This is a genomic window from Roseateles sp. P5_B10 (assembly GCF_056400485.1).
Map to the genome: position 1 here is coordinate 1 of NZ_JBFULE010000026.1, position 22,674 is coordinate 22,674.

15 protein-coding genes are annotated in these 22,674 nt (G+C 67.0%); 7 read left to right on the top strand and 8 right to left on the bottom strand.

Features of this window, described 5'->3' with window-relative positions:
• From AC1DU6_RS03750 to AC1DU6_RS03770, 5 genes are all read left to right on the top strand, one after another.
• A partial coding sequence (locus AC1DU6_RS03750; RefSeq protein WP_477856106.1) for a TonB-dependent receptor occupies positions 1 to 1,858 on the top strand: 1,858 nt, incomplete at its 5' end.
• Between the two features lie 171 nt (positions 1,859 to 2,029).
• Positions 2,030 to 3,574: a tryptophan halogenase family protein gene (locus AC1DU6_RS03755; protein WP_477856107.1), complete on the top strand. Its 1,545-nt coding sequence runs from the start codon at positions 2,030 to 2,032 to the stop codon at positions 3,572 to 3,574.
• Positions 3,571 to 4,281: a SapC family protein gene (locus tag AC1DU6_RS03760; protein WP_477856108.1), complete on the top strand. Its 711-nt coding sequence runs from the start codon at positions 3,571 to 3,573 to the stop codon at positions 4,279 to 4,281. Before AC1DU6_RS03755 ends, AC1DU6_RS03760 begins: the two co-directional genes overlap by 4 nt.
• A gap of 2 nt (positions 4,282 to 4,283) precedes the next feature.
• Positions 4,284 to 5,291 (top strand): cupin-like domain-containing protein, encoded by a 1,008-nt coding sequence (locus AC1DU6_RS03765; protein ID WP_457321311.1) that lies wholly within the window; start codon positions 4,284 to 4,286, stop codon positions 5,289 to 5,291.
• The gene (locus AC1DU6_RS03770) at positions 5,288 to 6,832 is read left to right on the top strand and encodes a tryptophan halogenase family protein (protein WP_457321313.1); all 1,545 of its coding nucleotides are present in this window, start codon (positions 5,288 to 5,290) and stop codon (positions 6,830 to 6,832) included. The genes AC1DU6_RS03765 and AC1DU6_RS03770 overlap by 4 nt, the downstream gene beginning before the upstream one ends.
• 488 nt (positions 6,833 to 7,320) lie before the next feature.
• Here the strand turns inward: AC1DU6_RS03770 and AC1DU6_RS03775 are convergent, their stop codons facing one another.
• Positions 7,321 to 8,316, bottom strand: coding sequence for a hypothetical protein (locus AC1DU6_RS03775; protein ID WP_477856109.1), 996 nt, complete (start codon positions 8,314 to 8,316; stop codon positions 7,321 to 7,323).
• A gap of 661 nt (positions 8,317 to 8,977) precedes the next feature.
• A complete protein-coding gene (locus AC1DU6_RS03780) occupies positions 8,978 to 9,367 on the bottom strand; it encodes an ester cyclase (protein ID WP_477856110.1) in 390 nt (129 codons plus the stop codon).
• A 179-nt stretch (positions 9,368 to 9,546) separates the two neighbouring features.
• Here AC1DU6_RS03780 and AC1DU6_RS03785 point away from each other — a divergent pair, with 179 nt between their 5' ends.
• Positions 9,547 to 10,443, top strand: coding sequence for an AraC family transcriptional regulator (locus AC1DU6_RS03785; protein WP_457323251.1), 897 nt, complete (start codon positions 9,547 to 9,549; stop codon positions 10,441 to 10,443).
• Positions 10,444 to 11,296: 853 nt separating this feature from the next.
• Complete coding sequence (gene fusA / locus AC1DU6_RS03790) at positions 11,297 to 13,312, top strand: elongation factor G (RefSeq protein ID WP_457323252.1); 2,016 nt, start codon at positions 11,297 to 11,299, stop codon at positions 13,310 to 13,312.
• A 42-nt stretch (positions 13,313 to 13,354) separates the two neighbouring features.
• Here fusA and AC1DU6_RS03795 read toward each other — a convergent pair whose 3' ends face one another.
• From AC1DU6_RS03795 to AC1DU6_RS03820, 6 genes are all read right to left on the bottom strand, one after another.
• Positions 13,355 to 14,215 (bottom strand): spherulation-specific family 4 protein, encoded by an 861-nt coding sequence (locus AC1DU6_RS03795; RefSeq protein ID WP_477856111.1) that lies wholly within the window; start codon positions 14,213 to 14,215, stop codon positions 13,355 to 13,357.
• 14 nt (positions 14,216 to 14,229) lie between these two features.
• Complete coding sequence (locus tag AC1DU6_RS03800; RefSeq protein WP_477856112.1) at positions 14,230 to 15,102, bottom strand: spherulation-specific family 4 protein; 873 nt, start codon at positions 15,100 to 15,102, stop codon at positions 14,230 to 14,232.
• Positions 15,103 to 15,125: 23 nt separating this feature from the next.
• Positions 15,126 to 17,057, bottom strand: coding sequence for a DUF4832 domain-containing protein (locus AC1DU6_RS03805; protein WP_457323255.1), 1,932 nt, complete (start codon positions 17,055 to 17,057; stop codon positions 15,126 to 15,128).
• Between the two features lie 123 nt (positions 17,058 to 17,180).
• Positions 17,181 to 19,085: an NPCBM/NEW2 domain-containing protein gene (locus AC1DU6_RS03810; RefSeq protein ID WP_477856113.1), complete on the bottom strand. Its 1,905-nt coding sequence runs from the start codon at positions 19,083 to 19,085 to the stop codon at positions 17,181 to 17,183.
• A complete protein-coding gene (locus tag AC1DU6_RS03815) occupies positions 19,082 to 21,766 on the bottom strand; it encodes an alpha-galactosidase (protein WP_477856114.1) in 2,685 nt (894 codons plus the stop codon). The genes AC1DU6_RS03810 and AC1DU6_RS03815 overlap by 4 nt, the downstream gene beginning before the upstream one ends.
• A partial coding sequence (locus AC1DU6_RS03820) for an amidohydrolase family protein (protein WP_477856115.1) occupies positions 21,763 to 22,674 on the bottom strand: 912 nt, incomplete at its 5' end. The genes AC1DU6_RS03815 and AC1DU6_RS03820, both read right to left, overlap by 4 nt.

A 22,674-nucleotide genomic window follows, 5' to 3' on the forward strand; every position in this document is an offset into this window, starting at 1 on the left:
CCTGGCCATGGGCGCCTCACGGATCAGCACCAAGAACAAGAACCAGCAGCTCGGCCTGAACCTGAAGTGGAAGGCCACCGACGCGCTGAGCTTTGACCTCGACGCCCACCGCTCCACCGCCACCTCGGGTGCCAACGATCCGCTCGGCACCAGCGTGACGCTGGCCACCGCCTCGCTGAACCGCGGCGACACCTTTGTCGACTTCAGCAACAAGTTCCCGGTGCTGGGCATCGCGGGCGCGACGCTGGACCCGACCAAGCAGGAACTGCAGGGCTCGGTCTTTGGCAACAGCTACCAGAAGAACCAGGTCAGCCAGCTGCAGACCAAGGGCAACTGGAAGATCAACGAAGACAGCAGCCTGGACTTCGGCCTGTCGCTGACCGAAGTGAAGAACCGCTCGGCCTTCGCCAACGTGCAGCGCGACACCTGGGGCGGCGCCGCCGCGGGTGGCCCCGCCGCCATGCCGGACGACATCTGGCACGCCGACTCGATCAGCAAGTACTTCAGCCGCATTCCGGGCTCCAACGACTCGCGCCTGTTCAATCAGTTCTTCTATTTCAACTTCGAAGACCTGCGCGCCGCGGCCATCAAGTCCCTGGGCTCGGACGCCCTGTTGAAGGCCTCGTTCGACTGGCAGGACGACTACCGCACGACGGAAAAATCGCAAGCTGCCTTCGGCCAGTACAACCTGGCCTGGGAGTGGGGCGTGCCCATGGAGGCCGCCATCGGCGCCCGTTATGAGCGCACCAAGGTGAAATCACCGTCTTCGGAGAAGATCCCGGTGTCGGTGGCCTGGGTTGCCAACAACGAAATCCCCATCAGCTTCAGCGGCACGCGGTCCGCGTCGCGCGAAGGCAAATACGGCTATTTCCTGCCGTCCATCGACTTGAGCGCCGACGTGACGGCCGACACCAAGCTGCGCGTCAGCTACGGCCAGACCATCGGCCGCCCGGGCTGGAATGCCATCCAGGGCGGGCAGCGGCTGGACCCCTTGGCCCGTGTTGATGGCGGCTCGGGCTCGGTAGGCAACCCCGACCTGAAGCCGCTGAAGTCGAGCAACATCGACTTCTCGGCCGAGCACTACTACGCCAAGAGCAGCTACGTCGCGGCGAGCTACTTCCGCAAGTCCCTCAAGGACTACAACGAGGCCGTCATCACCAGAACCAATCTGTTCGGCCTGCACACGCCGGTCGGCAGCGCGATGTACAACCAGGCCTCAACGGCTGGCGGCTGCGGCGCCGATTCCGAGTGCATTCGCAAGTACATCTTCGCGAACTTCCCGACGGCCCCGGGCGTCAGCCCCGGCGCACCCGGCACGTCGCTGGGCACCATCACCGCCCAACCCAACGACCCCCTGCTGATGTTCAACCTGGGTACCTACATCAACAACACCCGCACCAGCAAGCTCAACGGCATCGAGCTGAACGCCCAGCACATCTTCGGCAACAGCGGCTTCGGCGTGTCGGCCAACTTCACCAAGGTGCGCTCCAACCTCAGCTACGACAACAACAAGCGAGGCGCGCAGACCGACGTGCTGGTCGGCCTGGGGGATTCCGGCAACCTGGTGGGCTTCTTCGAGAACGAGACCTACTCGGCTCGCCTGGCCTACAACTGGCGCGGCAAGTTCCTGGCGGCGAACTTCGGCGGCGTGGAAGGTGCCCAGCCGCTGTACGTGGAGCCTTTCGGCCAGCTGGATGTGAGCCTGGGCTACAACTTCACGCCGCAACTGCGCTTCCAGTTCGAAGCCATCAACCTGACCGACGAGTACACCCGCACGCACATGCGCAACGAGAACCAGATGGGTGCTGTCACCCAGTTGGGCCGTCGCATCATGATCGGCGCGCGCTACAAGTTCTAAGAGAGAGCCTCGGGGCCGGCTTCGGCCGGCCCTCAAGGAAAGTCGGGACTGCCTGGCGCTTTCTTGTGAGGCAAAGTCTGGTTCGGCGGCGCTCGCGCTCTGGGGTGCCGTCCTTGTTCGCCGTTTGGCGAGGCCGCGCGAGCGGCCTTTTTTGTTGATGAGGCCCAGATCTTGAACGACAGATTGCGCGAGGTGGTGGTGTTGGGCGGGGGTTCGGCCGGCTGGCTCGTCGCCGGCCTGCTTGCAGCCGAGCACGCCGACCTGCGCATCACGCTGATCGAATCCAGCGACGTGCCGAGCATCGGCGTCGGCGAAGGCACCTGGCCCTCGATGCGCGACACGCTGCGCCGCATCGGCCTGTCCGAGCCCGACTTCATCCGCCGCTGCCAGGTCTCGTTCAAGCAGGGCTCGCGCTTCGACGGCTGGGCCCGCGGTGAGCCTGGCGCGCAAGGCGACCGCTACTACCACCCCTTCATGCTGCCCGTCGGCTATGGCGACGCGGACCTGGTGCAGGCCTGGCTGGCCACCCAGGGCCAACGCCCCTTTGCCGATGTCGTCAGCCCCTCGGTGCAGGTCTGCGAAGCCGGCCGCGCGCCCAAGCAGGTGCAGACGCCCGAGTTCGCCGCCGTTGCCAACTACGCCTATCACTTCGATGCAGGCCTGTTCGGCCAGCTGCTGCGCGAGCACGCCGTCGCCAAGCTCGGTGTGCACCACGTCATCGACCATGTCGACGCCGTCGTGCCGCACGAGAACGGTGCCAACGCGGGGGATATTGCCGCCCTGCAGACCCGCGAGCATGGCGAACTGAAGGCCGACCTCTTCATCGACTGCTCCGGACTCACCTCGCGCCTCATTGGCCAGCACTACGGCGTCGCGCTGAAGAGCGAGCGCGACGTCCTCTTCAACGACGCGGCCCTGCCCGTGCAAGTGCCCTATGCCCAGCCCGACGCGCCGCTGGCCTCCTGCACCATCGCCACCGCCTGGGCCAAGGGCTGGATCTGGGACATCGGCCTGCCCTCGCGCCGCGGCGTCGGCTGCGTCTACTCTAGTGCACATGCCAGCGACGACGAGGCCCATGCGGCACTGACCGCCTATCTCGACGCCACCGGTGCGCCGGCCGAGCGGCCCACACCACGCTCCATCCGCTTCGACCCCGGCTACCGCCAGCAGTTCTGGGTGCGCAACTGCGTCGCCATCGGCCTGTCCAGCGGCTTCATCGAGCCGCTGGAGGCCTCGGCCCTGGCCCTGGTCGAGCTGTCCGCACAGCGGCTGTGCGACGAGTTGCCGATGACGCGCGCCTCCATGGACGCCGTCTCCCGCCGCTTCAACGACGACTTCAGCTACCGCTGGGCGCGCGTCATCGACTTCCTGAAGCTGCACTACGCGCTGAGCACGCGCGACGACAGCGACTACTGGCGCGCCCACCGCGACCCGGCCACCTGGCCCGAGCGCCTGCGCGAACTGCTGCCGCAGTGGCAGATGCGCGCACCGGCCCGGCATGACTTTGGCCGCATCGACGAGGTCTTCCCCTCGGCCAGTTACCAGTACGTGCTCTACGGCATGGGTTTCCGCCCTGACACCCAGCCCCTGTCCACCACCAAACTACAGGCAGCCCAGGCCGCCTTCGACGAAGCCGCCCGCCAGGCCCGCCGTCTCGTGCCCGGCCTGCCCGGCCACCGCAGCTTGATCGACCATATCTACAAGACCGCGACATGACCCGCCCCGCTCTACTCGACAACGTCACCCACCGCCATCTGCGCGTCCGCACCGAGCGCTCCGCCGCCTTGGGCGACGCACGTCAATCGGCCCTGGCCCTGCCGGCCGAGTTCCGCCAGCTGCAGGCCCATTTCCCCATCGTCTTCCAGCTGGTCGAAGGCGACGCAGGCTTCCAGCCCGTGGCCCTGTTCGGTCTGGAGGAAGGCCAGAACCTCTTCATGACCGACACAGGCTGGGATGCCCCCGTCGTGCCCATGGCCCTGCAGCGCGATCCCTTCATGATCGGCCGCGCTCCAGACGACAGCCTGCAGTTGCACATTGACATGGACAGCCCGCGCGTCGTGCGGGCCGAGGAGGGCGAAGTCGGCACCGCCATCTTCATGCCGCACGGCGGCTTCAGCGAGTACCTCGACCATGTCGTGCAGCTGATGGAGCACCTGCACGCCCAGGCCCAGCAGCTGCCGGTCTTCATCGAGGCGCTGACCCGCCACCAGTTGCTGGAACCCTTCGTCATCGACATCGAATCGACGACCGGCGAGCCGGGCCGCTTGTCCGGCCTCTTCACCATCCACGAGGAGCGCCTGGCCGCCCTGCCGGGCGCCGCGCTGGAGACCCTGGCCCGCGAAGGCCATCTGCTGCCCATCTACATGCAGATCGCGTCGCTGCAGCAGCTGCAAGGTCTCGTCGAGCGACAAAGCAAGCTCTGATCATGCAAGCAGTACCGGCCTGGACGGGGCCTTTCGACCCGAACAACCTGCCCGCCGAACTGCTGACCGGCGACCGGCCCTATGTCGTGCGTGGCGGCTTCGCGCACTGGCCCGTCGTTCAGGCCGCACGTCAGTCCGACGAAGCCCTGGCCCGCTATCTGATGGGCTTCTACAACGGCGTGCGCATCGGCCTTTTCCAGCTGGCGCCCGAGGCCCGTGGCCGCGTCTTCTATGCCGACGAGACGCTGACCAGCTTCAACTTCAGCCGCTACGCCGCGACGCTGGACCAGGTGCTGACCGGCCTGCTCGGCCTGGCTGCAACGCCCGAGCCACCCGCCCTCTATGTCGGCTCGACGACCGTGGAGGCCGTGCTGCCTAGCTTCCTCGATGCCAACGTGCTGGGCTTGGGCAACCGCGACGCCCTGGTCAGCCTGTGGCTGGGCAACCGCACCCGCATCGCCGCCCACTACGACCTGCCGGACAACCTCGCCATCGTCGCCGCCGGCCGGCGCCGCTTCACGGTCTTCCCGCCCGAGCAGATAGCCAACCTCTACATGGGCCCGCTCGACCCGACACCTGCCGGTCAGCCCGTCAGTCTGGTCGACTTCGAGAAGCCCGACCTCGAGCGCTTCCCGCGCTTCGCCCGTGCGCTCGACGCCGGCGAGGTGGCCGAGCTCGAACCGGGCGACGCCATCTTCATCCCCAGCATGTGGTTCCACCACATCGAAGGGCTGGCGCCGGTCAACCTGCTCATCAACGCCTGGTGGCGCCAGACGCCGGACTACGTCGACTCGCCGCTGAGCACCCTGCACCTGGCGCTGATGACGCTGCGCGACCTGCCCGAGAAGGAGCGTCGCGTCTGGCAGCACCACTTCCAGCATTTCGTCTTTGGCGCCGACGAGTCCACCTGGGCCCACATCCCCGAGGCCGCCCGCGGCCTGCTCGGCCCCATCGACGACACCCTTTCGCGCCAGGCCCGCGCGCAACTCCTGACCCAGTTGAAACGATGAACACCACCATGAAGGAATTCAACCGCGTCGTCATCGCCGGCGGCGGCACCGCCGGCTGGATGATGGCCGCCCTGATGGGCAAGCTGCTTGGCAAGCGGCTCGACATCAAGCTGGTCGAGTCCGAGGAGATCGGCACCGTCGGCGTCGGCGAGGCCACCATTCCCGCGCTGCACACGTATCACAACCTGCTCGGCATCAACGAGGCCGAGTTCATGGCCGCCACCAACGCCACCTTCAAGCTCGGCATCGCCTTTGAGGGCTGGAAGGACATCGGCCAGGACTACTTCCACTCTTTCGGCTCGACAGGCAACGACCACTGGAGCGCAGGCTTCCAGCACTTCTGGCTCAAGGGCCGCGCGGAAGGCCTGTCCAAGACCTACACCGACTACAACCCCGAAACGGTCGCCGCCTACGCCAACCGCTTCGCCCACCTGCCGCGCAATGGGCTGAACTACGCGTACCACATGGACGCCGGCCGCTACGCCAAATACCTGCGCGCCATGAGCGAGGGCTACGGCGTGCAGCGCATCGAGGGCAAGATCGGCGCCGTGCTGATGGACGGCCCGCAGGGCAAAGATGGCGACATCACTGCCCTGCAGATGCAGGACGGCACGCGCATCGACGGTGACCTCTTCATCGACTGCACGGGCTTTCGCTCCATGCTGATCGGCGAAGCCCTGGGCGTGGGCTACGAGGACTGGTCCTACTGGCTGCCCTGCGACCGCGCCGTGGCTGTGCAGACCGCCTCCGTGCGCGAGGCCTGGCCCTACACCCGCTCCATCTGCCACCCCTTCGGCTGGCAATGGCGCATCCCGCTGCAGAACCGCGTCGGCAACGGCCTGGTCTACAGCAGCAAGGAGCTCAGCGACGCTGACGCGCCCGAGGTGCTGAAGAAGAGCGTCGAGGGCGAGCTGCTGATCCAGCCGCGCGTGCTCAAGTTCCTGCCCGGCCAGCGCGACAAGGTCTGGCATCGCAACTGCATCGCCGTGGGCCTGGCCAGCGGCTTCGTCGAGCCGCTGGAGTCCACCAGCATCCACCTCATCCAGCGCGCCGCCATCCGCCTGATGCAGACCTTCCCGCAGGGCGGCATCCAGCAGTCCGACGTCGACGAGTTCAACCTGCAGTCCAAGCGCGAGCTGGAGCACATCCGCGACTTCATCGTGCTGCATTACACCGTCAACGAGCGCACCGACTCCAAGCTCTGGAAGCACGTGCGCGAGATGGACCTGCCCGCCACGCTGCGCCACCGCATCGACCTCTTCCGCGAGACCGGCCGCGTCTTCCGCCCCAGCGACGAGCTGTTCGCCGAGAACTCCTGGGTCCAGGTCATGATGGGCCAGGGCATCACGCCCGAGCGCTACCACCCGGTGGCCGACCTGATGGGCAAGCAGGAGCTGGCCACCTTCCTCGGCGACATCCACCTCAAGGTCTCGCGCACCGTGGCCGGGCTGCCGCAGCACCAGGCCTACGTCGAGCAGCTCTGCGCGCCCTATCGCAACGCGACGACGGCGCAGCTGGCGGCCACGCCGCTGCGGGCTTGAGGGGTGCAGCTAGCTTGGCGGGGCTGACGGCTTTCGGCCAGTTGCTGACCTTCGGTGACGACCGCCAACAGGAGGTCTACCGGGCCGATGCGACGCCGCTCGCATACCATCGTGGCGCCACCCGAAGTCGAGGCAAGGCGAGGAATTGTCCAAGGTGAAGACAATGCTAGACGCCGTCCAAGTGGTGGCCGACCCGCCGCAGCCATCCAGTGTTGGGGCGCCACGCATAGGAACGGGCGACGGGCCATATCGGCGCCGTTTCAAAATGGAGCCACTCCGCCGCCGTCCCAATCTTGAGATTGAGAAGGCCTCCATTTGCCGCTCCATGCTGCACGGCCACCACAGCGGCGGAACATTGCTTCTGCTGTTGGCCGCGGCTCGGCAAGCTTGAGCGAACCACGGCTCGTGCCGGCCCCCGTACTCATCATCACGAAGCGGGTGGCGTAACGACCGGCTCAGAATCGCAGTTCCTTGTTCTCCCGTTGAGCTCAGGGGGGAAATGGAGCCGGGTTCGCCAAGTAGGCCTTGAACAGGCGCGCGAACTGGCCGCCGTCGTTCGTGATGTCCGCCGACGTGGCGCCCCCGGGACTGAAGACGAGCGCGAATACACCGTTGCCCGTGTACTGCGTTGGATGCGTCAGCATGTACTGGACGTGGTTGTCCCGATAGTGCTTCGGCGTTCCGCCGGGGGTCGTCGAGGGCACGCCCATGGGGGTCTGCCAGAACAGGATCGGCAGGTTGCCCAGGTGGCTTCGTAGCGTCTTCCACTGGTCGAGGCTTTGGTTGAAATTCGGCGTGGTGACGTTGTTCTCATCCAAGTAGAACGGGCCGGTGCCGCGACCCGCGCACTCGTCCACGGGTGTCGGGACTTCAAAGCAACCTGCGTCGCGATCGCTCGTCTGCGCCACGATGAAGTCGGCCTTGTCTGCACCGAGTTTTGCCATGAAGCTGCCGGTGGCGTCTGGGTTCCCGTACCACATCGACGGGGGGAAGCCCATCCTCGCCTTGGGCGCATACGTCCGCCCGAGCGTCAACAGGCAACCGACGACGCCAACGGCCGTATTCGGTTGACTGGCGCATTCCGGCACCGTGCTCACGCGCGCCGGCAACTTCGCCGGGTCGCCGCCAGGTGCACTGCCCTCTGCGAAGCCCCAGAAGTCAGGCTCGAGGTTGACCAGGGTGGGGCGGCCGGTCTCGGCGATCTTCTGGTACATCAACTTGACTTGCGCCCAGTAGGCGGCCATGAACGGCGCGTCGTTGATGACGGTGACGTCGCCACCCCGCAGGGAAGGCATCTGGAACAGGGTGAACATCGGCACGGCGCCCATGGCCGCGACGTCGGCGGAGAAGACCGTTATGACGCCACCGTCCGGATAGTTGTATTGCCATTGAGGCCATGCGTTACCGCCGCCGCCAGAGTTGAAACCCGTGACCGCCACGAGATAGGTATCGATGATGTCCGGAGCGATCTGCTGGGCCTTCATGTCCGCGATAGGACTGGCCGCGCCGAGGCCCACGAGGAGCCGGCCGGGCTTGCCGAGGGCTGTAGTGATCGAAGGTGCAGGTGCAGGTGCAGGTGCAGGTGCAGGTGCAGGTGCAGGAGCAGGTGCAGGTGCAGGTGCAGGAGCAGGTGCAGGTGCAGGTGCGGGTGCAGGTGCGGTTGTCGGCGAGCCGCCTCCGCCGCCGCAAGCTGCGACCCCCGCACTCAGGAAGGCGATCGCAACGCGACGGGCATGGGACACGGTGTTCAGTGCCAACGGCATTCGTTTCCTCTTGGATGAAATATGTCTTTTCGCAATGTTGTCGCGGCAAGACTCAATAGTTGTAGTCACGCCCTCGGCCCGACATGAACACGCGGCCGTAGATGGTCGGTGAAGTTGTAATCGATCTGCCAACTTCCTGACACGTGGCGCCGGCTGTGGCCGAGCGCATCACCATCTGCACCAAGCCCACGCCTCCTCACGTGCCGGACACACGGAAGGCGACCTTCGTAGTCGCGCCTGAGCCATAGACCGAGACGCCGCAGATGCCACCAGGATGCCGGCCATCCTCGGAAGAGATGAGCAGCGGCCAGTTCGTGCGATCGAACTTGTAGAGCGACGGCGGCGCACTACTGCCTGTACCGGAGGTCGATGCAAACGGCACTCACAGGCCCTCAGGAACCGGCAACCCGCCGATCTGCTGCATCAGTCCGAGCAGGTCCGGCTGCCCCACTTCGGAGACGATCTTCCCGGTCGAAAGCCGGTAGATGTTCAGCGCTTGCACGGCAATCGTCTTGCCGGTGGGAGGCACGCCGAAGAAGGCTCCGCGCTGCGTCCCGCGCATCGTGAATCGCGCCGCGATCACGTTACCTTCGACGACGGTTTCCTCAAGAGTCCACTGGATATCGGGGAATCCGCCGCGCATCATCCCGATGATCTCCAGGTAGCCTTGTGGCCCGTGCACGGGTTCGGCGCGCCCCGGAACCTGAAACACGGCGTCAGGGGAAACCAATTCTGTGGCGAGCCGCGGATCCGCGGTGTTGATGAACTCCACGAAGCGAGCCATGAACTGTCGGTTTGTGGTTTGCATCGGTCGCCTCGGACTGTCTATCAGGATGGGAGCCGGAGCATGGTGGCCGCCCCGTGCCCGCGGTCTCGTATTGTTCGAGTTGCCGGCGTGTTCGACACGATCAAAGTCGGTTGCCGAAATGGTGAATATCGGACAATGGACCGATGCCGCGCGGAACTAAACCCATCGATGTCGAGCAGGTCCGATATCAGCCCTCGGCCGAGAGGGCGCTGGATCTCGAGGTCTTCTCGATGTCGGACCTGAGACGGAGGGTGTCCCGAGCCCACCTGCAGCGCTACCACCGCTACGACTTTCACATGTTCGTGCACGTCAGACGTGGAATATGCCGCGCCGTGGTGGACTTCAGCCACATCGAGTGTGGCGGCGGTTCGCTGCTGACCATTCGGCCCGGGCAGGTTCACCGCTTCGGGCCGGGAAGCCGTTGGGATGCAAACCTCCTGCTGTTCCGACCCGAGCTTTTGCAGGCTTCGCAAGGCGAGGAGCGCCTTCAGATGCCTGAACTGGTCGATGGGCTTCCTGGCAATCTGAGCCTCGACCGGTCGACGGGTCGGTTTTTGGCCGCCACGCTCGCGCGCCTGGAGGAGGAGTGCGCGCTCGACGCCCGGCAACCGCTGCTGAACTGGCTGCTCCAGAGTGAACTGACAACGCTGGTGACGCGGCTGCACATCTTTCATGCCGAGCAACAGCGATCCGCCGGAACGGCGTCCGACGCGCCGGAGCGCTTCCGTCTATTCAAACGGCTTCTGGACGAGAACGTGCATCAATGGCGTCACGTTTCGCGCTACGCAAATGCCATGGGATGTTCCGAGAAGACGCTCACTCGCATCTGCAGTGCGGTGGCTGGCGTCGGCGCGAAGGCCTTGATCGCCTCGCGCCTTGCGCTGGAAGCCAAGCGCCTGCTCGTGCACACGAAGATGCCGATTTCCGCCATCGCGCAGCGGCTTGGCTTCGACGAGGCGACCAACTTCATCAAGTTCTTTCGCAGCATCGAAGGCTGCACGCCAGGCGAATTCCGCCGTCAGTTCGATGTCTCGTTGTAGCCGCACTCGGCCATCCCGGTCTCTCATGTTCGCGCATGCATGCCATAAGTACAGATCGACACGTCGCGCCGGCACCAACGACGCAGATCGGACGTTGCATTCGATCTCGAGCACGGTCTGCTGGGCTCTTGGCGTTCGAGCCCGAGCTGCGTAATCCTAATGCCTGCTTATATGCGGACTTCACTGTCAATCTTTCGCATCACAGCGGGATCTGATTTCGGCATCCAATGGGGTGGCCGGCAAGATTGATCTGAGGTCAGGAACAGTCGGGCCTCGAGCTTGTACTCGAGCGAGCTTCTATCCGTGCAGGGCGCCGACGTCCAACACCGCATGCTGCGAAAGCCGCCCCGCCTCCTTAGGCCGCCGCGTATGGACGAGCGGTCCCATCCAGCGCCACGCCTGTTCATCCCTCGGAGCACATGGACGTGAACACAGCCTGCGGCAGCCGTGCCGCTGCAGCTGAGCTGCGAAGAAGTCCACCGCGGCGCCGCCACATCTCCCCACAAGCGCCAAGGCCTCGCGGGCTGCAACACAATCCACCCATCATGAAGTTCAACCACACGATCCAAGCCCGCCTCAACACCTGAGCGCCCCTTCGACCGTGTTCGGAAGGCGCCAAGCCTTCCGGTCAATCCAAACCCCGGCAGGTTCGTCCCTCCGGGGTTTTGTTTTTCTGATCTGAGTTCAACCATGCGCACCCGCACCTTCGACAAGCTGATCGCCACGATTCCCGAGCGCCGGAGCGCGGCTGAGTCCTGCTCGTCGCTCGTGCGCTTCGGCGTCCTGCCTTTGCGCTAGCCCTGCCAGGTGGTTCCACCGGGGGCTGGCAACAGTCACCGCATCTGGAATCACCATGAACTCGAATAACTTCCGCAACCTGCGCAACATCGGCGTCATCGCCCACGTCGACGCTGGCAAGACCACGACCACCGAACGCATCCTGTTCTACACGGGCGAAAACCATCGCATCGGCGACGTCAACGACGGCAACACGACGATGGACTTCGATCCCCAGGAACGCGCACGCGGCATCACCATCCACAGCGCGGCTACCACCGTGCACTGGCACGGTACGCAGATCAACCTGATCGACACGCCCGGGCACATCGACTTCAACATCGAGGTGCGCCGCTCCCTGCGCGTGCTGGACGGCGCCGTCGTCGTCTTCGACGGCGTGGCCGGTGTCGAACCCCAGACCGAGACCAACTGGCGCCTCGCGGACGAGTACCGCGTGCCGCGCCTGGCCTTCATCAACAAGCTGGACCGCGTTGGCGCGGACTTCCTGCGCGTCGTCGCATCCCTGCAGGAACGCCTGGGCGTGCGCGCACTGCCGCTGCAGCTGCCCATCGGCGCGGAAGTCGACTTCCGTGGCGTGGTGGATCTGCTGACGATGCAGGCCCTGGTCTGGGACCGCGACGACGCCTCGGCACCGCCGCGCGTCGAAGCCATCCCGCCGGAGCTGCAAAGCGCCGCCGAGGCCGCGCGTGCGCGCCTGCTGGAAGCCGCTGCCGAACAGGACGACGCGTTGCTGGATGCCTGGCTGCGCGGCGACGAGTTGCCTTTGGACGATGTGCGTGCGGCCCTGCGCCGCGGCACGATCGCGGGCGCTTTCGTACCCGTGCTGGCCGGCTCGGCCTTCCGCAACCGTGGTGTCGAGCCGCTGCTGGACGCCGTCGTCGCCTACCTGCCCAGCCCAGGCGAAGGGCCAGCCGCTGCGGCGGCCGAAGGCCCGCTGTCTGCCCTCGCCTTCAAGCTGACCGCCGACGACCACGGCGCGATGGTGTTCGTGCGGGTCTACAGCGGCCGGCTCAAGCGTGGAGACTCCGTGTTCAACGCCAGCACCGGCAAGGCCGAGCGCGTGTCGCGCCTGTACGAGATCCATGCGGACCGGCGCGTCGAGCGCGACGAACTCGTCGCGGGCGATATCGCGGGCGTCGTGGGCCTGAAGGAGGTGCTGACCGGCCACACGCTGGCGTCTGCCAAGGACGCCGCCGTGCTGGAAAGCATCGCCGTGCCCGAGGCCGTCATCGACGTCGCCATTGAGCCACGCAAGCAGGCCGATGCCGCGGCCCTGTCCAAGGGCCTGGGCATGCTCGTCCGCGAAGACCCGTCACTGCGACTGCGCCAGGATCCGGATTCGGGCCAGACGCTGTTGTCCGGCATGGGTGAGCTGCAGCTCGAGGTGTCCATCGAGAAGCTGCGTGCGCGCTTTGGCGTCGAGGTGCAGGTCGGCCGACCCCAGGTCGCCTATCGCGAGACCATCGCGGGCACGGCCGAGGTGCGCCATCTGCACCGCAAGCAAAGCGGCGGCCCCGGCCAGTTCGCCGAGCTGACGCTGCGCGTGGCGCCGCTGCCGCGGGGCACGGGCATCCGTTTCGAGAACACGGTGGTGGGCGGCGCGATCCCGCGCGAGTTCATCCCGGCGGTGGGGGCTGGCATCCGCCGCGCCGCACAGTCTGGCCCGTTCGCGGGCTATCCGCTGGTGGACTTCGAGGCGACGCTGGTAGACGGCAGCCACCACGTGCGCGACTCGTCGGCGCTGGCCTTCGAGCTGGCGGCGGCGGCGGCTCTGCGCGAGGCGGTGCTGAAGGCTTCGCCCGTGGTGCTGGAGCCGGTGATGGCCGTCGAGGTCATCACGCCGGCCGACTACCTGGGCGACGTCATCGGCGACCTGCTGCGCCGGCGTGGCCATGTGCATGGCCAGGATGCACGTGGCAACGCCGTCGTGCTCAGCGCCGAGGTGCCGCTGGAGCAGATGTTCGGCTACATCGGGCATCTGCGCGCGATCAGCTCAGGTCGCGCGCAGTTCACGATGCAGTTGGGCCACTACGCCGAGGCGCCGAAGAGCATCGCGGCCTTGGCCGCCTAAGCAGAGGGCGAGGCGTTGAAAGGCGCCTCGCCCTTTTTCTCTTCAGCGACGGCGCCGACGCACGATGCCGGCCATCAAGGCCAGCCCGGCCATCAGCATCCCGGCCTGCGCCGGCTCCGGCACCGCCGCGGCCGCCACCTCCGCCGTCCAATAGCTCGGCAGATGCAGATACGGATTGCCGCTCGCCATCGTCCCATCGGTGACGTAGATCGCCCCCAGCCCATGCTGCCTGGCCAGCCCCATCACCTGCTGCATCTGCGCCACCGTCGCCACGCTGTGAACGATCGCGCCGGTCGACGCGGCGTTCGTCAGCCCGCTCAGGAAGGAGCCGTTGATGAAATCGCTGTACGAGCCTTCAAAGCTCATCAGCGTGTTCGCCAGCGGCACATAACCCGCAGAGGGCGTCACGCCCGGGTTGCCGACGATCTCCCAGCCCGGATGCGCCGCGCGCAGACTGTTGCTGACGGTCTGATAGAAGGGCAGCGCACCGGGCTGCGTCGCCATCTCGTCCAGGAACACGCCGTCCACGCCATACCAGTTCGCGTACTTCTGCGCGTCCGCCAGCACCTCGCTGGTTGAGCGCGTTGGCGGCACCTCCGGCGTGCAGTGGTTGACGCCATAGCAGGTGTAGACATAGCCCAGCACCTTGCCGCCCGCCGCGCGGAACTCGTTGATCGAGGCCACGTAGTCGCTGTTGGACGCCGTGCCCGGCCCGTTGCCCGGGTTCATGATGGCCGTGACCTGCGCGCCCTGTTGAGCCGCCCAGCTGAGCTGGTGCCACTCGTTCTGCGATGGCATCCAGGACGGATAGAAGTACGCCGGCACGATGATCTCGATGGCCGACGCGAAGGGCGCCGCGCCGGCCAGGGCGAGTGCGGCGATGAGGGTCTTCAGATGCTTCATGTCAGGGTCTCCGTTCAGCAGGTTCCGCCGGTCTTCAGGCTCCTCAGGCACCAGCGCTCGGAGCCGCTCAGCGTCTCGTTGCCCCAGTAGGTGGGCGTGTAGTTCCAGATCGGGCCGCCCCAAGGCAGGGCGGGGTTGTAGGTCATGCTCGTCGCGTAGACGTAGTTGGCCGCGCTGCCCTTGAGCGTCAAGCGCATCTCGGCCTGAGTGGCGGAGTGCACCAACAGCCAGGTCTTCACGCCCAGCGATGCCGCCAGGCTCTGCACGCCGCCATTGAGCCAGCTCGCCGCGGCCACGTAGTCGCTGTACTTGGCCTCGTAGATGACGATGTGCTCGCCATAGCTGGCCGCGCTGACGAAGCAACTGCTGGCGCCCGGCCAGCCGGCGTTCCACACCACCGTGCCGCTGGTGCCGGTGGCCGCCATCTTGGCGCGCACGGCGCTGAACTTCGGCGGCGTGCCATTGCACTTCTGCGTGTCGGTCAGCGCCGCGTCGTCGAAGGCGGCCTCGTCGAAGAAGAAGCCGTCCACGCCCCCCAGCGTCGTCTTGTAGGCGCTCAGGTTGGCGTTGATCGCGTTGTAGCGGGCCAGCTCGTCGGCGGTGTTGTAGTCGTAGCCGGTGGCCACATAGCCCAGCACCTTGCCGCCCTGGGCGCGGATGTTGGCGATGACCGCCTTCCAGTTGGTGACCTGGCTGCCGCTCAGACCGGTGGCGCCGCTGTTGGGGTTGATGACGACATAGGCACCGCTCGGAATCTGGCCGCCATAGATGCTGGCGGTTTCGCCCCAGTAGGCCACCATGCCGAAGCCGGTCGGAGCGGCCATGGCGAGGGTGGCGCCGAGGGTCAGCAGGCTCGCTGCGGCGAGCTTCAATCGAAAGTCGGACATTCGTTTCTCCTGGAGAAGGTTTTTCAACGTACGGTCAGCGTGGTGCCCGCGCGGAACGCGCCGAGCGCCGCATCCCAGGCCTGGGCCTTGGCGGTGTTGTCGGCATTGGCCGGGCGCACGCTGTAGCGCACGTCAGCGCTCAGCGATGTGGCACCGTCAGGCAGGGCGAACAGCACGTCGTAGGCACCTGTCGGCGTGCCCGCGGGAACCGTGAAGCCCGCCGACACGGTGCTGGTGCTGTTGGGCAACCAGCCGCGCGGGTCGACGGCCGACAGCGCGATGCGCACGACGGCGCCCGTGGTCCGGTGCTTGAGCAGCAGTTGCACCGCACGCGGGTTGAAGGCGCGCGCCCAACCACTGTTGCGCACGGTCAGCAGCAGGTCGCCCGACTGCCCGGCCGTCACCGCCTCACTGTGGCGCAGGGTCGAGAGCTCGAAGCGGTAGCCCATGCTGCGCTTGACCTCGGCCATGCAGCCCTGCGTCTCCCACTTGGTGTGGAAGAGGTCGCGGTAGTAGTCGTTGTTCAGATAGGTCAGGCCGAACTGCTTGCCCTCGGCCAGGATGTCGGTGCAGCTGGTGCGCGGCACCGCGCCTTCCTCGTCGGCAGGGTTGCAGGTTTCCGCGCCGAAGGGGGCCACGCGTGACAGCGAGGCGGTGTAGTTACGCTCGTTCTGGCGCGTTGCAGCGTCCTCGCTGTAGGTGCCGACGTCCGTCGCCGAGGCCATGAAGCAGTCGTTGTGCACGCCGATGCGCGAGGCCGCCGACCCGTCGCGCCAGCTCGGCACCTGCGAGGCCCACTGCATCAGATACGGCGGATAGCGCAGCTGCAGGAAGCGGTCGGTCGGCAGGGCGTTCAGCAGCGCATCGCGGATCTGCGTGCGCGGGCTGACCGCGGTGAGGTTGTTGGACGAGGTGTGCCATTCACCCCAGGCGCCAATGAAGCCGGCCTGCAGATAGGCGATGACATCGGCATTGGCCGTCAGTACCGGCTTGAGCTGGTCGATGTGGCCGAGCACGCGCGCCAGCGGCGCGTCCTTCACGTTCTGGTATTCGGTCTCGTTGGCCGGGTAGTTGTAGAGAAAGCGTGGCACCAGCTTCAGGCCGGCGCGGCGCGCGATCGCGAAGCGGTCCGAGAGCTGCGTGAGCAGGCTGGCGGGCAGCGTGGTGTTGGCATAGGCGTCCAGGCGCACTGCGGCATAGACGACTCGGTAGCCGGCCTGGAACTGCGAGTCGGCGTCGGCCTGCGTCCACAGCAGCAGGTTGTCGGCGGCCCAGGTGTACATGCCGCGCTCGGGGTTGGCGATCTCGGCGGCACTGGCGGTGAAGCTGGTTTCGACCGGTGCGGGCGCTGGAGTCGGGGCTGGTGTGGGAGCGGGCGTGGGTGCCGGTGTCGGTGCGGGCGTGGGTGCGGGGGTCGGCGCCGGTGTGGGCGCAGGCGTGGGTGCCGGCGTAGGCGCTGCGAGCCGCCACGCCTGGTTCGCATCGCCACTCTTGCAGGTCGCGACCGAGAAACCAACCTGGGCCAGTTGAGTCGGCGCGGTCAGGCACAGGTTGTTGGCCGCCAGCTTGAGCTGGGCGGTCGAGCCGCCCGCCAGCGCCACCACCGAGAAGCGCTGGCCCGTCTGGCTGGGCTGGCAGGTGTTCAGCTCCACGAAGGACCCGGAGCTGGTGCCGGTGGCGGAGACGCACAGATTGGCCTGCGCGTTCTTGAGGGTGTAGGTGCTGCTGCCGGTGCTGACCGGCGTGAGGCTGAAGTCCTGCGCTGCGCTGGCATTGCAGGTCGCCAGGCGGATGTCCCAGGTGTCGACCTTGGTTTCCAGGCAGGCGCCCAGGGGGTTGGACACCAGGGGCGCTGCGGTCGCGGCAACAGGCCAGGCGGCGATCAGGGCGAGCGGGAAGGCGAGCTTCAGCCCGGCGCGAGAGCGGGGCAAGGGGCAGGGACGCATGGAGTGCATCGGGTTCTCCTCATGAACGACTGAGCGCTGAACGGGAGGGGCCGGGCCACGTCAGCGCGAGCGCGGCCAGGGCACCGGCGCGACCGGTGCCAAATAGCGATGGAGAGAAGGCGTGCTGGGCGGCTACTCGATGCGAGCGTCGCCCCAGGTCACGACGACAGGGCCTGCGGTGTCGGCCCCATGCTGGCGCGCGATCAGCTCGATCAGCTTCACGCCGCGCAGGTCGGCGCTGAGATCGCGCGCCGCCTGGTTGAATTTCATCGGTGCAGTGCTCGCAAGGCGGCGGCCATCACCCCAGACCTCGAAGCTGACGGCAGCGCTCTTGCCGCGCGTCGAGTCGTCCACGCCGACGCGCGCGACAAAGCGCCGCGAGCCGATGGGCACCTGAACTTGCAGCCGCGAGTCGGCCAGTGCGCCGATGCCATGGCGGAAGGCTTGGCGCTGCACGCTCAAGCCCTGGTCATAAGGCGTCGAGTCGGCACGCGGCGCGCCCCAGCCGGCGTAGGCCGGGCGCGTGCCACCGTTGTCGGTGGTGGACCACGAGGCCAGCGCGCGGTAGCCGATGGGATCCTGCTCCAGCGCGCGGATGCCGTCGCGCGCCACGTAGACGTTGCCGGGCCGCTCGGAGACGAAGTAGCCGCGCGGCAGCAGGTGCTTGCCGGTGGCGGTGAACAGCAGCGCCTCGCGCGGCTTCAGCTCGAACTCGCGCTTGTCCGTGAACGTGCCCGCATCGGCGCGAGCCCAGGCGTCACGCAGCGCGACGGGTGCTGTCGCGTCCATCTTCAGGTGCTCGGCGGTCAGCGTGAACTTGGCGGCAGCACCCGTGCGGTTGAACAGCAGCACGGCCTTGCGTCCATCGGCCAAGCTCTTGACGAGGATCTGCCGGTCACTGTCGGCATAGGCGAGCACGCCCTGATGGCCGGCTGGGTCCTGGTTGATGGCGACGACCTCGGGTGCCTTCAGCACGTCGATGAGGGCGGGCGAGGCTTTCGACAGGTCGGTGCCGATCATCAGCGGCGCGGCCGCAATGGCCCACAGGCCCATGTGCGTTCGGGCTTCGAGCAGATGGTTGCCGTCGAAGTCGCCGTTGCCGATCTCCAGCATGTCGGGGTCATTCCAGCGGCCCGGGCCGGCGTAGAACTCGCGCGTAGCGACGGTGTCGAAGTTGTGCAGCATCTGCGAGAAGCTGGGCGCGATGTCGCGGCTCGTGCGCCACATCGTGCCCACCTCGGCGCCCCAGCTGCGGACATTGGCGGCGCCCCAGAGGCAGACCGACAGCACATAGTCGCCATGCGGCCGCACGCTGCGCAACGCCTGCGTGACGCGGCCGTACAGGGCGCGGGCGCCGTCCATGTCGGACTGGTTGGCATTGCCCTCGACGACCGTCGGCCCGAACTCGCGGAAGCGGCCCGACGTGACCGGGGGGCGGTCCTTGCCGTACGACGACAGGCCGCAGCCGTCCACCTTGATGAAGTCGAAGTTCCAGTCGCCGAAGTAGAGCGCGATGTCGCGCTCGACGTTGTTCATCAGCCCCACCTCCCGCTCAACCTGGCTGCCTTCGGGCAGGTTGGGGCTGTCGGTGTTGTAGGCCTGCGAGCAGGCGTTGCGGCCGATGTCGGAGTACAGGCCGGCCTTCAGCCCCATCGCGTGGATCTTGTCGGTGAAGGGGCGCAGCGACGTGCCGGCCGCGCCGCCGGTGCCCGCGCTCGGGAACAGATTCGTGCGCACCTGCATGCGGCCGTCGCTCGCGCGGCGCTGCCTCCACCAGCCGTCGTCGATGTTGATGTTGCTGTAACCCGCCGCGGCCAGCCCGGTGTCGACGATGACCTGGGCCGAGTCGAGCACCCTCTGCTCCGTGAGATCCATGTGGAAGGCATTCCAGCTCGACCAGCCCATCGGTGGCGTCGGCGCGCTGCCGACGCCCTGATGGGCCCAGCGGCCGGTGGGGGCCAGGGGTTGCTGCTGCGCATGGGCGGTGGCAAGGAGCAGGGTCAGGGCGAGGGTGATCGGGGCGAGGCGATGCTTCATACGGTGCGGGTCATCAGGCGGCCGAAGGCGGCGGGAAGGTGGAAGTCGGGCTCGGGCGTGCGCGTCGGGCTCCAGCTGGAGTAGACACGACCCCTACCCTGGCCTTCGACGCGGAACAGATTGAGCCGCCAGCCGTCCTCGGCAGCGCCTGCACTCTGCATTGGCACGCCCAGCTCGGCCGTCCACACCTTGTGCTTGGCGTCGACGTGCGCCTTGGCGCGGCTCTCGCCGACGATGCGCTTCTTGCCCGAGGCCTCGACGGCGATCTCCAGCAGCAGGCCGTTGGGTGACACCTCGACCTCGCGATAGCTCTTCAGCCCTGCGCGGTCCGGCGCCTGCAGGAAGACCTCGACGACGTCGCGCTCCCACAGCGGCCAGATGTCCGTGGCGGATGCCGCACGCTCAAAGGTGTTCAGCGTGTCGAACTTGCAGATGAAGCGCAGGTAGAGCTCATTCGCACCGCGCAGCAACTGCACACGGGTGGATTGCGGGCCGGCCAGCGCCCTGCCCTGCCAGTCATGGCGGAAGAAGGTGGCCGGCGCATCGGCCCATTGCGCGGCGAGTGGGAAGCCGTCGGCGCCGATTTGCGTGACCTTGCCGGCAAAGGCGACGGGCAGCGAGTCGGGCGTTTCAGGTCGCGCTTCGATCAGCAGGCTGTGCGTGAAGCTCACAGGCAGCGTGGGCTTGTCGGCTGTGACCTTGCCGATTTCCTTGCCCGTCAGCGCATCGCGCAACGTCCAACGTCCAGCACCCAAACCGCGCAGCGTGACCAGGCCGTCCCAACGCTCCGCATAGAACGCGTAATGCAGCGCCCCGCCCTGCTCCACAACATGCGTCTCGGGCTTGTCGAAGCCCAGGTCGTACAGCTCGCCACGGTAGCGGCCCTCGGCCAGGCGCTGGCGGTTGTAGAGATCGACCCACTGGCGCCAATGCTGCTCGCGCTCGGGCGTCAGCAGGAAGGAGTCCTTGGGCTTGGGGTCCACCGGCCAAGTGAATTTGCTGGCGACGACGGCACCGATGCCGACGCTGGATGCGAAGTCATGCCCGCCCGTACTCAGCTCCACGTGGTCGCCCGCGTAGGCGGCCCAGGGGCCCATCAGCGCCTTCAGCGTCTTGCCCTTGTGGCGCACTTGCCAACTCGACAGCGGGTCGGACGCCGGCGCCTGGTCCATGAAGGGCATGTTGTGGAAGGCATAGCCGGTGCCGCAGGGGCAGACCTCCACCACCGCTTCCGGGTTGGCCGCGTGGGCCGAGTCGTGCATGACCTTGTAGAAGTCGGCGAGCTTTTCCACCGCGTCTTCTGGCCGCGCATGCTTGTGCGCGGGGTTGAAGCAAGGCGCCACGCCGTTGAGGTGTTGACCGTCGACCTTGAGGCCATCGAAACCCCAGTCGCCGATGATCTTCTTCACCGTGGCGGCCAGGCGGGCCTGCGTCTTCTCGTAGGCCGGGCAGAGGTAGAAGCTGTTCCACCACGTCACGTTCTGCACCGCGCCGTCCTTGTCCAGCAGCAGCAGGTCGGTGTGGTCGTGCAGCTCGTCGCTGCCGGGCGCCACGGCCAGCGGCGCAATCCACAGGCGCGCCTTCATGCCGCGGGCGTGGATGTCGGCGACGAGCGCCTTCATGTCGGCCTCGCCCTTGGGGAACTTGGCGAGGTCGGGTGTCCAGTCGCCGGTCTTGACCTGCCAGCCGTCGTCCAGCACCGCCCACCTGAAGCCCAGCTCCTGCACCTTGGGCAACGTGGCGCGCACATAGTCGAGCGAGAAGTCGCGCTCATAGCCCCAGGCGCACCACTGCGGCTCGTAGGCGCTCGATGGCGGCTCGGGGGCCACCAGGCCTTGCGCGGCCATGAGACGGCGGTAGCGGTCCAGCGGCACGAAGAAGTCGCCGCGGTGCACGGCGATGAAGCTGGGCGGCGTGGTGAGCGTGGCGCCGGGCGCCAACGTCTGCGGTGCGTCGCCGCGCAGAGAAATGTCGACCTGGTCGCCGCTGGCCTTCACGGGCAGCGCGACGAGCTGCGGGTGAAGGGCCAGATGGCCGACGGCCAGGCCGACATCCCGCCGCCAGACATCGACGACCGGCGTGCCACCGCCGTAGTCCGACGCATTCATGCCCATGAAGTTGCGCTGCTCGAAGCCGCGCTTGACAGGCTGCACCCAGTCGCGGCGGTCGGCATGGCTGGCGCCGGAGTAGGTCCAGTACCCACCCGCATGGCGCGGCGCGGCGGCCAAGCGGTGGGCAGCGTTGACCCAGGCGTCGACGGCAACGGGCTTGTCGCCGGTGTTCGTGTAGTCGACGTCCAGCAGCGCGACGCCGGGATGCTCGTCTAGAAGCGTCACGGTGACGCGCTTCTCGATGCCCTCCACCGAGCGGCCGACGAGGCGTAGCGTCTGGCCGGCGCCGAAGGGCGTGGTGGACTTGGCCGGCTCAGCCTTCTGCAGCGCGAAGCGGCTCAGCGCCCTGCCCTTCACGACGAGATGCTCACTCGCGTCGAAGCCGGTCAGCACGGCGGGCTGCTTGCCCAGCAAGCTGACCATGCGACAGCGCATCTGATCGTCGAACTGCAGCGACAGCGCAGCGTCCTGCACGCGCACATGACCCTTGCCCTCAGCCTGAGCGAGCGGCAACTGTGTGGCCAGCGGCGCGGCGCCCAGCCATTGCAGGAAGGCCCGGCGTGCCGTCATCGCTTGCCGCCCCAGGCGCCGGGGAATGTCCGCTCGGCGTTCAGGTGGTAAAGCTTGTCGACGACCTCACGCGGCAGCGCCAGCCCCTTCACCGGCTTATCGAGGTCAGCCACCTTGAAGCTATCCGCCGTGTTGAAGTAGCGCCAGTGCATGCGCCACACGCCTTCGGCTTCCTTGGCCAGCGTGGTGCCGTCCTGGTCGGGCGCCTGCGACATGTCGCTGCCGTACATGACGCGGCCCTGGTATTTGATGAAGAAGCGGCGCACCCGCTCTCGGTCCTTCTGGCTCTGGTACTGCAGTTGGCCGATGCGCGCGGCCACGTCCACCACGGCATTGGGGAAGCGGTCGAGGAAAGTCGCCAGCTCGTCCACGCTGCGCTCCAGCGACGCGAGGTGAACGCCGATGAAGTTCAGCCCCGGGTGCGCGGCCACCATGCGGTCGCGTGCGGCCATTTGAGCTTCCCAGCTGGGCATCTCGGGGTGCAGGGCCATGTGGTACTGCGGGTGGGCCTTGAAGTATTCGCGGTCATTGTTGACCGTCATCTTGTCCAGCGGCAGCCAGCAGTTGTGGGGCTCACCCTGGTGGCCGAGCAGCGGGATGCCTTGTTTGGCGAAGTCGTCGAACAGCGACGCGAAGCGGGCGTCGTCGATCATGACGAGCTTGTCGTCGGCGCCCTTCAGGCTCATGCCGACGTTCTTCCACACCTTCACACCGACGGCGCCGGCCTTCATGGCCGCCGCGATGCGCTGGCGCGTGGCGGGAAGCCATGCAGGTTGGTCCGAGCCGTCCACCGAGAAGCTGGCCGCCCAGGCCACGTCCTTGGGGAACTGCTTCTGCAGCTCGATCGCCACGCGCTGCTGATCGCCCAGCGGCGGGAAGTCGGGGTAGTCGACGTTGATCGTCAGCAC